12 protein-coding genes are annotated in these 13,493 nt (G+C 58.0%); 3 read left to right on the top strand and 9 right to left on the bottom strand.

The features are described from left to right. The first annotated feature begins 7 nt into the window (after nucleotides 1–7). Both ABRP98_RS04450 and pgl read left to right on the top strand, forming a co-directional pair. Entirely contained in the window at nucleotides 8–943 is a 936-nt protein-coding gene (locus ABRP98_RS04450) for a glucose-6-phosphate dehydrogenase assembly protein OpcA (protein ID WP_349857714.1), read from the top strand. 47 nt (nucleotides 944–990) lie between these two features. After that, nucleotides 991–1,752, top strand: coding sequence for a 6-phosphogluconolactonase (gene pgl, locus ABRP98_RS04445; RefSeq protein ID WP_349857712.1), 762 nt, complete (start codon nucleotides 991–993; stop codon nucleotides 1,750–1,752). Between the two features lie 110 nt (nucleotides 1,753–1,862). On the opposite strand, the gene secG is transcribed toward pgl, so the two are convergent. From secG to gap, 4 genes are all read right to left on the bottom strand, one after another. Then, entirely contained in the window at nucleotides 1,863–2,099 is a 237-nt protein-coding gene (secG, locus tag ABRP98_RS04440; protein WP_284769768.1) for a preprotein translocase subunit SecG, read from the bottom strand. Nucleotides 2,100–2,297: 198 nt separating this feature from the next. Continuing rightward, a complete protein-coding gene (gene tpiA, locus ABRP98_RS04435) occupies nucleotides 2,298–3,080 on the bottom strand; it encodes a triose-phosphate isomerase (protein ID WP_349857710.1) in 783 nt (260 codons plus the stop codon). Nucleotides 3,081–3,125: 45 nt separating this feature from the next. Beyond that, nucleotides 3,126–4,343, bottom strand: coding sequence for a phosphoglycerate kinase (locus tag ABRP98_RS04430; RefSeq protein WP_349857709.1), 1,218 nt, complete (start codon nucleotides 4,341–4,343; stop codon nucleotides 3,126–3,128). 128 nt (nucleotides 4,344–4,471) lie between these two features. After that, nucleotides 4,472–5,479 (bottom strand): type I glyceraldehyde-3-phosphate dehydrogenase, encoded by a 1,008-nt coding sequence (gene gap, locus ABRP98_RS04425; RefSeq protein WP_284851681.1) that lies wholly within the window; start codon nucleotides 5,477–5,479, stop codon nucleotides 4,472–4,474. Between the two features lie 546 nt (nucleotides 5,480–6,025). On the opposite strand from gap, the gene ABRP98_RS04420 reads away from it, so the two are divergent. Next, nucleotides 6,026–7,672 (top strand): L-lactate permease, encoded by a 1,647-nt coding sequence (locus tag ABRP98_RS04420; RefSeq protein WP_349857707.1) that lies wholly within the window; start codon nucleotides 6,026–6,028, stop codon nucleotides 7,670–7,672. A 127-nt stretch (nucleotides 7,673–7,799) separates the two neighbouring features. Here ABRP98_RS04420 and whiA read toward each other — a convergent pair whose 3' ends face one another. The 5 genes from whiA to ABRP98_RS04395 form a co-directional block, all read right to left on the bottom strand. Then, the gene (gene whiA, locus ABRP98_RS04415; protein ID WP_284769763.1) at nucleotides 7,800–8,789 is read right to left on the bottom strand and encodes a DNA-binding protein WhiA; all 990 of its coding nucleotides are present in this window, start codon (nucleotides 8,787–8,789) and stop codon (nucleotides 7,800–7,802) included. 143 nt (nucleotides 8,790–8,932) lie between these two features. Beyond that, entirely contained in the window at nucleotides 8,933–9,910 is a 978-nt protein-coding gene (locus tag ABRP98_RS04410) for a gluconeogenesis factor YvcK family protein (protein ID WP_349857705.1), read from the bottom strand. Between the two features lie 23 nt (nucleotides 9,911–9,933). After that, nucleotides 9,934–10,815 (bottom strand): RNase adapter RapZ, encoded by an 882-nt coding sequence (gene rapZ, locus ABRP98_RS04405; protein ID WP_284854031.1) that lies wholly within the window; start codon nucleotides 10,813–10,815, stop codon nucleotides 9,934–9,936. A 44-nt stretch (nucleotides 10,816–10,859) separates the two neighbouring features. Next, nucleotides 10,860–12,929 (bottom strand): excinuclease ABC subunit UvrC, encoded by a 2,070-nt coding sequence (gene uvrC, locus ABRP98_RS04400; RefSeq protein WP_284851678.1) that lies wholly within the window; start codon nucleotides 12,927–12,929, stop codon nucleotides 10,860–10,862. A 3-nt stretch (nucleotides 12,930–12,932) separates the two neighbouring features. Next, nucleotides 12,933–13,481: a PH domain-containing protein gene (locus ABRP98_RS04395; protein ID WP_284849926.1), complete on the bottom strand. Its 549-nt coding sequence runs from the start codon at nucleotides 13,479–13,481 to the stop codon at nucleotides 12,933–12,935. Between the last annotated feature and the right edge of the window lie 12 nt (nucleotides 13,482–13,493).

Genomic DNA, 13,493 nt, shown 5'->3' with positions numbered 1-13,493 from the left:
GTAGTCAATGATTATTCCATTGCCTAATACCACCACTGGTGAAATTGCCAAGAAGCTTGTCGATGCCCAGGAGCACTACACCCGCACCACGGGCCGCGTGCTCACCTTAATCGTCGAGGCACAAGAAGGCGACGATCTGGAACAAATTCTTGCCTCTGTGCGCGATGCCTCTCATGAGCACCCCTCCCGCGTTCTCGTCGTGGTCCCCGGCGATCCGAATTCTGATACCCAGCTCGATGCCCAGCTCCGCGTCGGCGGCGAGGCCGGTGCGTCCGAGACCGTCGTCATGCAATTGCATGGGGCGCTCGCGGATCAGGCCGAGTCCGTGCTCACTCCGCTCTTGCTGCCAGATACCCCGCTGGTCGCATGGTGGCCCAACGTGTGCCCACAGGTGCCCTCAAAAAGCCCCGTGGGCAAATTGGCCCAGCGCCGCATCACCAATGTGGCCCACAAAGGAACCGTGGGCGAGCAGGATCTGCGCGCGCTTTCTCATGGCTACTCCCCCGGCGATTCCGATATGTCTTGGGCCTCCATCACCTTGTGGCGCGGCGTCGTCGCATCGGCACTCGATCACCACCCCCATGAAAAGGTGCTATCGGTAGAGGTCGCCGGCCCCGCCGGGCATCCCGCGCCAAACTTCGCTGCGGGGTGGCTGCTTGACCGCCTGAGCGTCCCGGTACAGCGCATGGCCGAGGAAACCAATAGTGACAATTTCCCGGTTACCCACCTGCGCTTTAACCGGGAGACGACCCACGTGGATGTGGATGTCGTCGATGAGCGCACTGTACGAGTGCGCGTACCGGGTACCCCAGACTCACTAGTCAGTTTGAGCCCGCGCACGCAAACCGAAATCCTCTCCGAGGAATTGCGGCACCTCGACGCCGATAAAACTTATGCTCAGGCGCTGCGTGCTCTGGGAGAAGTAGACTACAGTAAGCTTTAACAGCGCACTTGCTCATACCGATTCTTTGCAAAGGATTCTGATACCGAATGGTAACGCTTCACCGCGTCAGCGATGTAGATGACCTTATTTCCCAAGCCGCACTCAAATTCATTGAGACCATCGCCGGTATTCAGGCCGGCAATGGTGGCCTCCATGGTGACGGCGTGGCAAGAGTCGTACTAACTGGCGGGGGCGCAGGAATTGGGCTGCTGCACGAGCTCGCGCGCTTGGACTTCGCTGCCCAGCAGCAAGGCGAGAACTATCCTGCCCTGCGCATCGATTGGTCCCGCGTGCACATCTTCTTTGGCGATGAACGCAATGTCCCGGTCAGCGACCCAGATTCCAACGAAGGCCAAGCGCGTTCCGCGCTGCTCGATCACGTCGATATTCCAGATCAGAATATCCACGGATTCGACCTCGGTGCGGTCTCCATGGAGGCGGCCGCCAATGCCTACGAGCCAGAGTTGAAGGACTTCGCACCCTTAGGCTTCGATCTACACCTTTTGGGCATGGGCGCAGAAGGCCACATTAACTCCATGTTCCCCCACTCTCCTGCCATCCGTGAGCAGGAAGAACTCGCGGTACCGATACACGATTCGCCGAAGTCGCCCAGCGAGCGCATCACCCTGACGCTGCCGGCGGTCAATAGGTCTGAGCGCGTCTGGCTCTTGGTCGCCGGGGAAGAAAAGGCCACTGCCGCAAAAAGCATCGTGGACGGCGTCGACGCTGAAGAGTGCCCAGCCGCCGGTGCGCAAGGGACGAAGGAGACGATCCTCTTCCTTGCTGACGATGCCGCGCAGGAACTTTAAAAACACCGCCGCCCTTCCTGCTTAACGCACAAAGCACCGGTACCTCAGCCCCACCCTTTCTCTGCAAAAGGATACGGGATGAAGTACCGGCGCTGTTGTTTGGCCGGGTCCTAGGCCGCGAAGGCCTGGATGAGGTTTAGGCCAACGATGCAGGCCAACCAGATAATCACCATGACGATGGTATAGCGGTCCAAATTCTTTTCCACCACGGTCGAACCGGACAGGTTCGATTGCACACCGCCGCCGAAAAGGCTAGACAGGCCGCCGCCTTTGCCCTTGTGTAAAAGCACAAAGATGGACATCAAAATAGCTGAAATTAGCAAAATGATTTCCAGTGCTAAGACCATGAGGTTCTTCCTTTTCTCAACGTGCGCCCAGTGGCACCTTCGATGTACTACCGAAAGTCACGCTTGCCACCAGCGCGAAGTACTTACCTGCTTTGCCTACGCAAAGCAATCACAAGGGCCTACTGTACACCATGCCGCGGGCGGGGCTCACCCCAACCCGCGGCATACCAGTCACCTTGTGACGGTTGTTAACGCATGTTAACTAACGGCATTAGCTGCATTGGCGGCTAGCTTGGCGAAGTCCTCTCCTACCAAGGAAGCACCACCGATGAGACCGCCGTCTACGTCCGGCTTCCTGACGATATCAGCAACGGAGTCAACCTTTACGGAACCGCCGTACAGGATGCGAATACCTTCGGCAACCTCGTCGCCCGCTAGTTCCTTGACCAAGCCACGGATGGCGGCGCACACTTCCTGCGCGTCATCCGCGGAGGCAACCTTGCCGGTGCCGATGGCCCACACGGGTTCGTAGGCGATAACCGTCTTGGATAGCTGCTCGGCGCTAAGCCCCTGCAGGGAATCGCGGGTTTGGTTCACCACGTAGTCAACGTGGGTGCCGGCCTCGCGCACGTCGAGTGGTTCGCCCACGCAGACGATGGGGCTGATGCCATTTTCCAAGGCCGCTGCGGCCTTTTCAGCGACCAGCTGGTCGGTTTCGCCGTGGTATTCGCGGCGCTCGGAGTGGCCAACGACTGCCCAGCTGCATCCCAGTTTGTTCAGCATCTGGCCGGATACCTCGCCGGTGTAGGCGCCAGACTCGTGCTTGGAAATGTCCTGCGCACCGTAGGTGATTTTCAGCTTATCGCCCTCAACGAGCGTCTGAATCGTGCGGATATCGGTAAATGGAACCATGTAGGCTACATCTACCTTGTCGTAGTAATCCTCCGGCAGGGAGAATGCGAACTTTTGAACGGAGCCGATGGCCTCAATGTGATCGAGGTTCATCTTCCAGTTACCAGCAATAAGTGGTGTACGTGCCATAATTAGTCCTTTCTTTATACGCCTGAATTTAGCTGTTTAGGCGGTTTATACTTCGAGCACGGAAACGCCCGGCAGCTCCTTGCCCTCGAGGTATTCGAGGGACGCGCCGCCGCCGGTGGAAATGTGGCTGAAGCCATCCTCATCGAGGCCCAGGGTGCGCACAGAGGCTGCGGAGTCGCCGCCGCCGACGACGGAGAAGGAACCGTTAGTGGAGGTGGCATCGATAATCGCCTGCGCTACTCCAGCGGTGCCCTTGGAGAAGGCTTCCATTTCGAATACGCCCATGGGGCCGTTCCAGAATACGGTCTTGGAGTCTGCCAGTACGTCGGCAAATTTCTCGATGGACTTCGGTCCGATGTCCAGGGACATCCAGCCCTCAGGAATGCCATCGAGCTCAACGACCTTGGTCTCAGCATCGGCGGCGAACTCGCTGGCGGCGGTGAGGTCAACGGGAAGGACGATCTTGTCGCCAAAGCGCTCCAGCAGGCTCTTGCAGTTTTCGATCTGGTCCTCTTGCAGCAAGGACTCCTGAACGTTGTAGCCCTTGGCTGCCAGCAGGGTGTAGCACATGCCGCCGCCGATGATGATCTTATCGGCCTTTCCAGCAAGTGCTTCGATAACGCCAAGCTTGTCAGAGACCTTTGCCCCACCCAGTACAACGACGTATGGGTGCGCCGGATCCTTTGCCACGGTGGACAATACGTCCAATTCCTTTTCCACCAGCTTGCCGGCGTAGGCGGGCAGGCGCTTGGCGACGTCATATACCGAGGTCTGCGCGCGGTGCACAACGCCGAAGCCATCGGAGACGAATGCGCCATTATCAGCAGCCAGGGCGACGAGCTCGTCGGCGAATTCGCCACGCTCTGCCTCATCCTTGGAGGTCTCGCGAGGATCGAAGCGGACATTTTCTATCAGCATGACATCGCCGCTGTTTAGCCCGTTTGCGCGCTCGTGAGCGTCTTCCCCGGTGACGTCGTTGGCCAAGGCAACGTACTGATCTAGGGCCTCGGACAACGCTTCTGAGACAGGAGCCAGGGAGTACTTGGAATTTACCTCACCCTTGGGGCGGCCGAGGTGGGCGGAAAGGATGACCTTCGCGCCGCCTTCGACAAGAGCCTTAATCGCGGGAAGAGATGCGGTGATGCGGCCGGGGTCGGTGATATTTCCGTCATCATCCAGCGGCACGTTGAAGTCAGAACGAACCAGAATGTGGCGGTCCTCTACGCCTTCTTCTAGCAGGTTATCTAGGGTCTTAAAAGCCATGTGTTACTCCTTTTAAAGTGGATTCTGCAGTTAAGGTTGCTACATAAAATGATACCGGCCACAACGTCGTGCCGTCAGGGCGTTCGTTGTGGCCGGTATCGCATTAAGGGCTGCTCTGTATTAGAACTTTAGAGCTTTTCTGCAACCAAGTTGGTCATGCGGACGAGCTGGGAGGTGTAGCCCCACTCGTTGTCGTACCAACCCAGAACCTTGACCAAGTTGCCGTTGGAGACCTTGGTCATGCCGGCATCGAAGATGCAGCCGTGCGGGGAGGTTACGATGTCAGTGGAAACTAGGGGATCCTCGGTGTATGCGAGGGTGTCCTTCAGCTCGCCTTCAGCTGCCTCCTTCAGTGCCGCGTTGATTTCCTCAACGGTGACGTCGCGGGAAGCGGTGAAGGTCAGGTCGGTTGCGGAACCGGTGATGACCGGAACGCGCATTGCGTAACCGTCCAGCTTGCCTTCCAGCTCAGGCAGGACCAGGGACACGGCCTTTGCTGCACCGGTGGAGGTAGGCACCAAGTTGACGGCTGCGGCGCGGGCACGACGCAGGTCCTTGTGAGGAGCGTCCTGCAGACGCTGGTCACCGGTATAAGCGTGAACGGTGGTCATCAGGCCCTTTTCCACACCGAACTTGTCATTCAAGACCTTGGCCATAGGGGCCAGGCAGTTGGTGGTGCAGGAAGCTGCGGAAATAACGTTGTGGTTAGCAGGGTCGTAGGTGTCGGAGTTAACACCGTAGACGAAGGTTGCGTCAACTTCCTTACCAGGGGCGGAAATGATGACCTTCTTGGCACCAGCCTCGATGTGAGCCTTTGCGTCGTTACCGTTGGTGAACAGGCCGGTGGACTCGATAACGAGGTCCACGTCCAGCTCTCCCCACTTCAGGTTCTTCGGGTCCTTCTCGTTGAAGACCTGGATGCGATTGCCATTGACGGTGATGGAGTCATCGTCGTAGGTAATCTCGCCGTCGAAGCGACCCAGTACGGAGTCGTACTTCAACAGGTTAGAGAGGGTCTGGTTATCGGTCAGATCGTTGACGGCAACGATCTCAAGGTCGTTGTCGGTCCGGTTAACAGCGTGGAAAAAGTTACGACCAATGCGGCCAAAGCCGTTAATGCCTACGCGGGTAGTCACTGTAAATCTCCTCAAAGAGTCGAGTAATTATTTCTATGGGCCTACCGCGGGTCCTTCGAGTACTTTACTGCTCTGGGTGAGTAAGGTGCCCGAGGCTTTGCCCAACAACCGCAATACTACAGAGCCTTCATAGCGCGTGCAGTGGGCTGCAAGCCTGACAACGCAGGATCTGAAAGTTTTCCGATCTAGGCGTACAATCTTCCCGAGTATTTTTGTTTTCCCGAATATTCAGGCTGTTCAAGCCCGTTTAAGTTGGTTCTTGTGGGCTTTACACTGTTAATGTGTGATATATCACTACACATAGGCGTTCCCCTGCTTCATCGCACACCAGTCCCTCAAAGACACAGTGGTATAAATTAACTTAACCCAAATCACACCCCAGCGTTTATGACGCGATATGCTTGCGCTAACTCACTGTGTTCCAGGTAGCACTCGGGCATTCGCTGGGCGCTAATCTCTCACCTGAAACGCGTGGGCAATAAATTTACATCCCTCGCAGACCGAATGCGCCTGCGATAGTACCCCCGTTAGAATCGAGGATACTCAATGTTTGAGATAAACACCTTTGTTGTGGGAGACAGTCTTGGGCTTACCGCGCTCGTGGCGATTCTCCCCCTCGTAGCCTTTTTCATTATGTTGATGGGCTTTAAAGCCCGCGCACATACTTCAGGAGCCGTCGCCCTTGCGACCTCTATCATCCTTGCCATAGTCGCCTTTGCGATGCCCGTGGATATGGCACTGTCCTCCGCGGTCCGCGGTGGACTCTTCGGCCTCTTGCCCATCGTCTGGGTTATCATCACCGCGATTTGGTTCTACGAGATCACGGTCGCCTCAGGCCGTTTCGAGGATTTGCGTAAGACCTTTGACCTCTTAGGCGATGGCGATATCCGCATCCAGTCGATGCTCATCGCCTTCTGTTTCGGTGGCCTCCTTGAGGCCCTTGCGGGCTTCGGCGCCCCCGTTGCCATCACCGCCACGATGATTATGGCGCTCGGCGTCAAGCCGCTGCGCGCAGCGACGGTGGTCCTCATTGCTAATACCGCCCCCGTGGCATTCGGCGCGGTCGGCATTCCGGTCACCACCGCCGGTGAGGTTGGCGGACGTACCGCTGAGCAAACCCAAGATATCGCAGGCCTTATTGCCCTGCAGGTGTTGGTCATCGCCGCGATCGTCCCGTTCCTTATCGCATTCATCCTGGACGGCATGCGCGGTGTGAAGGAAACGGCGCCCGCCGCCGCGGTCATCGGCATTTCCTTTGCCGGCGCGCAGTGGCTGACCGCAACCTTCTTTGCTTACCAACTCACCAACGTTATTGCCTGCATCGTATCCTTGGGTGCCGCCTTTATCTTCCTCCGCGTGTGGAAGCCACGCGGTGTTACCGAGCTGCGCGAGCGCATGGAGCTGCCCGCCGCAGAAACGTCGACCGACCTCAATGGCCGCCGCATCTGGATGGCCCTGCTGCCCTACGCCGTCGTTACCGCAGTATTTGCAATCGCGACCGCAGCCCCAGCGATCTTCGGCTTCTGGAAGCTGAAATTCGCGTGGCCGCTGCTGGATGGCACCGTCATCGGCACCAACGGCGAAGCCATGGACACCAGCTTTAGCTTCAATGTCTTTGGCAACCCCGGTACCTTGCTCTTGCTCTCCGGCATTATTGTGGCCATCGTTTACCACTTCTGGAACGAGAACGGCCGCTACAAGCTCAGCTTCGCCCAACCCGTGCAGGCCTTCGGTGAGGTTGCCAACCGCATGAAGTTCTCTGGGCTGACCATCGTTTTGGTCCTCGCTTTGGCCTACACGATGAACTATTCGGGCCAGACCATTGCTATCGGTGAATTCGTATCCTCCGCCGGTTCCATCTTCGCGCTATTCGCACCCGTGCTGGGCTGGATTGGTACCGCGGTGACCGGCTCCGATACCTCCGCAAACGCGCTCTTTGGCAACCTGCAGGTTGCGGCCGCTGACCGCATTGGCGTCAACCCTGACCTCATGCTGGCTGCCAATACCGCCGGTGGTGTTGTGGGTAAGATGATTTCGCCGCAGTCCCTGGCCATTGCGGCAACCGCCGTATCCATGGAAGGCAAGGAATCTGTCATCCTGAAAAACGTCGTGGGCTACTCCATCGCGTTCTTGGCCGTTGTCTGTGTCATCGTCTTCTTGATGACCAACGTCCTGGGCTTCTTGGTCCCATAAAACGCAAGCCACCACTGGCTATAAGCGCCTCAGCCGCGACGCAACAAAAGGCGGGAGAGAAAGCACCTCAATGCTTTCCTTCCCGCCTTTCGTGGTTCAAAGTTCCAGAGCCAATCGTGCCCCGCGACTAAGAGTCACCAAAAAGATCATCTGAGATGGACTCATTAGTATCGGGGATGTCCAGTTCTTCGGCCCGCTTATCCGCCATGGATAATAAGCGCCGAATGCGCCCTGCCACCGCATCTTTGGTCATAGGCGGATCCGCCAGCCTGCCGAGCTCCTCCAACGAGGCCTCGCGGTGCTGCACGCGCAAGCGGCCGGCATCGGCTAGGTGCTCAGGAACGTCATCCCCCAAAATTTCCATCGCCCTATCTACGCGCGCCGCGGCGGTGACGGCGGCCCGTGCCGAGCGGCGCAGGTTGGCATCATCAAAATTATCCAACCGGCGCGATGTATCGTGCGCTTCGCGCTTTACCCGCTTCTTTTCCCAAGACAGGCGGGTCACTTGCGCGCCCATGCGGGTAAGCAACGCGCCAATGGCATCGCCGTCGCGGACGACCACGCGATCTTCGCCGCGGGTCTCTTTAGTCTTTGCGGAAATTCCCAGGCGCCGTGCGCATCCCACGAGTGCCAACGCGGCCTCCTGGCAGGGGCAACTGACTTCCAATGCTGAAGAACGCCCGGGTTCCGTCAGGCTACCGTGCGCAAGGAAGGCACCGCGCCACGCCGCCTCGCTATCAGCCACGGTGCCGGAAATGACCTGCGGCGGAAGCCCCACCACGGCGTGACCGGAGCGGGTAATCAGGCCAAGGCGGCGGGTAAGCTCCTTTGCCCCTTTAGTGATGCGCACGATGACGCGCGATTTCTTCACCGTCCCCGCAGGGCCGACAACGTGGCTTTCCGCTTCGATGCCGTAGAGCTCGTCTAAAGCCACGAGGATGCGCTGCGCAATAGCCTGGTTATCAAGCTCCAGCTCATAGGCCATGCTCTCACCAGAGACATCTACTTCTCCGGCAAAGCGCAGGATCGATGCGAGCTCCGCAGCGCGCGCGGACTGACGTGTCACGCCAACCGCCGCTAGTTCTTCTTTGACCTGTTCGGTCAACGGTGTGGTCACCTAGTTCGCCCCATTTCTCTGTCACAGTCACGAATGACGCTTGTGCAATGCACGGTCCCACGCACACCAACTACTGCGTGGGAAACGGAATTTTCTCATTTTACCGTGTCCCGCGCCCTGAGGACTGGCTGGCCTGAACTTAGCTAGGCCCGCCGGTACTCGTTATAAAGATCCACGATGACAGAAGAAAGTTTGTCTGGATCGTGTTTCATCAATCGCTGTCCATTGTCATCCTGGATACTGACATCTGCAAATACCGCGCGTGCGCCCAAGGCTTGCGCAGCGCGCTGTACATATACCCGTTCGCTCTCATTTGGCAGCGCTGCCGCATCTAGGACGATGCGGTCGATGCGTAGATCTGGGGCGTGACGAGCCAGCACGTGCACGTGGCGCTCCGCGGAAAAGCCTTGGGTTTCTCCCGGTTCGGCTGACAGGTTGAGCATCACGACGCGCAAAGCATTGGACTCAGAAATAGCCTGGACGATTTCTGGCACCAAGGTATGCGGTAATACCGAACTAAACCAGGATCCTGGACCGATGGTAATAAGATCTGCATGCCTAATAGCCTCCAGCGCGGCGGGATTGGCTTCCGGGGCTTCAGGCAGGATTCGCACGCGCCGCACATGCCCCGGCGTCGATGCCACCGCGACCTGGCCGCGGACCTGGCGCATGACCCGGGGGTCATCGTCAAGCCCTGAGACATCAGCCTCAATCTCTAAGGGATGCGGGACCACGGGGATGACCCGCCCGTGCGAGTGCGTAAGCTCTGCTACCGCGTCCAAAGCAGCCTGGTAATCGCCCAAAACCCCGGTCAAACCGGCGATCATGAGGTTGCCCACGGCGTGGCCCGCCATGGCGCCATTGCCGCCGAAGCGATGCTGGAGGGTCTTGCCCCACAGCTCGCCTATGCGATTGTCATCGGCTAGCGCCGCCAACGCCATGCGCAGGTCACCGGGCGGAATAATGTCCAATTCCCGGCGCAGGCGCCCCGAGGATCCGCCATCATCTGCAACCGTCACGATGGCAGAAATATCCGCCGCATTGCTGCGCCGAGCGGATAAAAGTGTTTGATAAAGACCATGGCCGCCGCCAAGGCAGACCATATGAGAAGGGTGTTTCATACAGTTTTTAATGCTCCTCAGCCCTAATTGCGGGCGATATCCCGGTGCAAAATGCTGACGTCAAGGGTGTCATTGGCGCGCAGGCGCTTGGCGATGTCCTCTGCTACCGCAACCGAGCGGTGATGCCCGCCCGTGCAGCCGACGCCCACGGTGATGAAGTTCTTGCCCTCGTGCCGGTATCCCTCCAGCATGGTAGAAAACATGGCGACAAAATTATCCACGAATTTCTGTGCGGCAGGCTGCGACAGGACATAATCCGCCACAGGCGCATCTGTACCGCGGCAGCCGCGCAGCTCCGGAATCCAGTAAGGATTGGGCAAAAAGCGCACGTCGACGACGATATCCGCATCGCGCGGGGAACCATTCTTAAAACCAAACGATTCCACCGTGACGTGCTGGTTGGTATTTTGAAATTCGCCAAACGCAGCTTCGATAGCTCGGCGCAAGTCATGAATCGAGAGGTTCGTGGAATCAATGATGATATCGGAGCGATCTCGAATTTCCGCCACCACTTGGCGTTCGCGTTGGATGCCCACCTTTAAGGTATCGTCGCCCTGCAAAGGGTGGGTGCGCCGCACGGAGTCGAAGCGACGGATGAGCACGTCATCGCGTGCATCGAGAAACAGAACGGTGGGTTTCATGCCCAATGCCGTTAGCTCATCGATGGTTTCCATGAGGGAACCCGGAAACATGCGAGACCGCACGTCCGTTACCGCGGCGACCTTTTCAACGGGTGTTTCTTCCTCGTTGCACAATTTCCACAGATCCACAATGGCGCGCGGCGGGATATTATGCGCCACATAGTAGCCCTTGTCCTCAAAAACCTTGGCGGCGGAGCTCAACCCGCCGCCGGACATGCCGGTAATCAAGATGGGCGGAGTGTCGAAGTGCGTCATGCCCACCAGTCTAGCGTTTTCGCGCTCTGGACTTCTGCCGGAAAGCTGCTTATTTACTGTGCGTCGTGCAACTTATCGTAGACAGTCTGGGCCAGTTTCGGCCCGAACCCGTTTACCTCGCAGATCTCATCCACCGTGGCCGCCTTGAGCTTTTTGACGGAGCCAAAATGCTTGACCAAATCCGTCCGGCGTTGCGGCCCAAGCCCCGGAATTGCATCGAGCGCCGAGGAACGCATGCGCTTAGAACGCTGTTGCCGGTGGTAGGTAATGGCAAAGCGGTGCGCCTCATCGCGAATTTGCTGCAGCAAAAATAGCGCCTGGGAATTGCGCGGCAGAATCACCGGTTCATCATCCCCTGGCACCCAGATTTCCTCCAAACGCTTGGCCAGACCCACGAGGGTGACATCGACGATGCCCAATTCATCAAATACCTCTTGTGCCGCCGCCACCTGGGGCGCGCCGCCGTCCACGATGAAGAGCTGAGGAGGATAGGCAAAGCGGCGACCTGCCTCGGCGGATTCTTCTGCGACTTTTTCTTCCGCGAAGGACGATTCTTCCTTTTCCTCGTCCGGGTTCGCTAATTTATCTTGGTTGTGTCGCTTAAACCGACGGCGTGTGATCTCCGCAATGGAGCCAACGTCATTGGAATGCCCATCGCCGGCTGCCTCCTTGATGCGGTAGCGCCGGTAATCGGACTTCTTTGGAATGCCGTCTTCAAAAACCACCAGGGAGGCGACGACATCGGTGCCTTGGATATGCGAAATATCGGTGCACTCGATGCGCAGCGGTGCCTGGTCCATTCCCAAGGCATCCTGGATGTCCTGCAGCGCCGCGGACCGCGCGGTAAGGTCACCGACGCGCTTGAGCTTATGCTGGCGTAGTTGCTCCTTGGCGTTCTTTTCCACGGTATCCATGAGCGAACGCTTATCGCCTCGTTGGGGTACGCGCAGATCAACGCGCGCGCCACGCAGCTCTTCCAAGAGGGAGACCACTTGATCGGATTCTTCCGGCATGGCTTGGACCAAAATCTCACGCGGTATGACGTGGACATGGCGCTGTTCCATGTGCGATTCCTGGTCAACGCCGCGTCGTGGCACATCCGCAGCTAAAGCTGCATCCTCACGAGCTTCTTGTTCTTCTCGCTCCACGGCATCGGAGTAAAACTGGATGAGGAAGTTTTGCACCAAGGCGGGCAAGGCCGGATCGGGTTGGCCCTCCTCGATGGGCTCAGAGGTTGCCTGGTCACCGGCGCGTTCAACGACCCAGCCGCGCTGGCCGCGGATCCTGCCGCCGCGTACGTGAAAGATTTGGACGGCGGCTTCCAACTCATCGGAATTAAACGCAATCAGATCGGCATCGGTGCCATCGGCAAAGACAACTGCTTGCTGCTCCATGATCTTATCGATGGCCCCAAGATCATCGCGCAATCTAGCCGCACGCTCAAATTCGAGGTTTTCAGCGGCAGCCTCCATGTCTTTGACCAGCTTGCGCCTAACACCAGCCGTATTGCCATTCATGAACGAAACCAGCTCATTGACGGTCTCGCGGTGTTCTTCTTTGCTCACCCGTCCGATACAGGGTGCATCGCACTTGCCGATGTATCCCAAAAGGCACGGGCGCCCCAGCCGCTCATGCCGGTTATATACGCCTTTAGAACACGTGCGCATGGGGAAGACGCGGGTGAGCAGATCGAGGCTTTCGCGCACAGCCCAGGCATGGGAATAGGGGCCAAAGTACCGCACTCCCTTGCGCCGGGGGCCGCGGTAGAAAAAAGCGCGCGGGACGACCTCTCCCACGGAGACGGCAAGCATGGGATACGTCTTGTCGTCGCGGTACATGACGTTAAAGTGCGGATCGAACCGCTTGATCCAGGTATATTCCAGCTGCAGCGCTTCAACTTCGCTGGCAACAACTGTCCATTCCACGGAGCTGGCGGTCAGCACCATCTGCCGCGTGCGCGGGTGCAGCTGCGTAATGTCTTGGAAATAATTAGACAGGCGCGCCCGCAGGTTTTTGGCCTTGCCTACGTAAATGACGCGCCGGTTCTCATCGCGGAACTTATATACACCCGGCTCCGTCGGAATGGTTCCCGGGGCGGGGCGATAGGTCGTTGGATCTGCCAATGCTTAATCCTGCGGCATGTATTTGGCTTCCAGATCGCGGAAGTCACGGACTTTTGTGATCACGGTATCTTTATCGCCGGATTGCAATGCCCACACGGGCACGGCCTCAAATTCAGGCAGCTCAAGGCGGGCCATGCGCTGGCCGACGGGGAAAGACAGCCCGTAGACCACCTGCCACGGGTAAAAACGCGTGCCGATGATATTGCGCACCTCTACCCCATCTTCGTTGGCCTGCAGCCGCGGCCGGTTGAGAGCAATCCACGACAAGATGGAAATGACTACGCCGACACCAGGAAAGGCGAATTTGTCGATAGTGGTCACGTGCGCACCGGTAAAGGAAATATCGAGCGTAACACCCATAAAAATATGGATGGCCATGACAAGAATGACCCAACCGATGGCAATCTTGCGCAAGAACGGGGACTTGGCGCTATATTCCCACGGCTTCGACGTTGTCCGTGCGAAGGGATCCGCGCTGGTATAGGCCAATACCTCCGCATCGCTAAGGGTGCGGCGCGGTTGGGATTCATTCGAAGCTGCGGCCTCATTCATGTGCTTTACTCC

This window comes from Corynebacterium sp. KPL2838 (genome assembly GCF_040225455.1).
GTDB classification, from domain to species: Bacteria; Actinomycetota; Actinomycetes; order Mycobacteriales; family Mycobacteriaceae; genus Corynebacterium; species Corynebacterium rhinophilum.
Note: the sequence above shows the minus strand (reverse complement) of the source record. Positions and strands in the feature narration are given on the sequence as shown.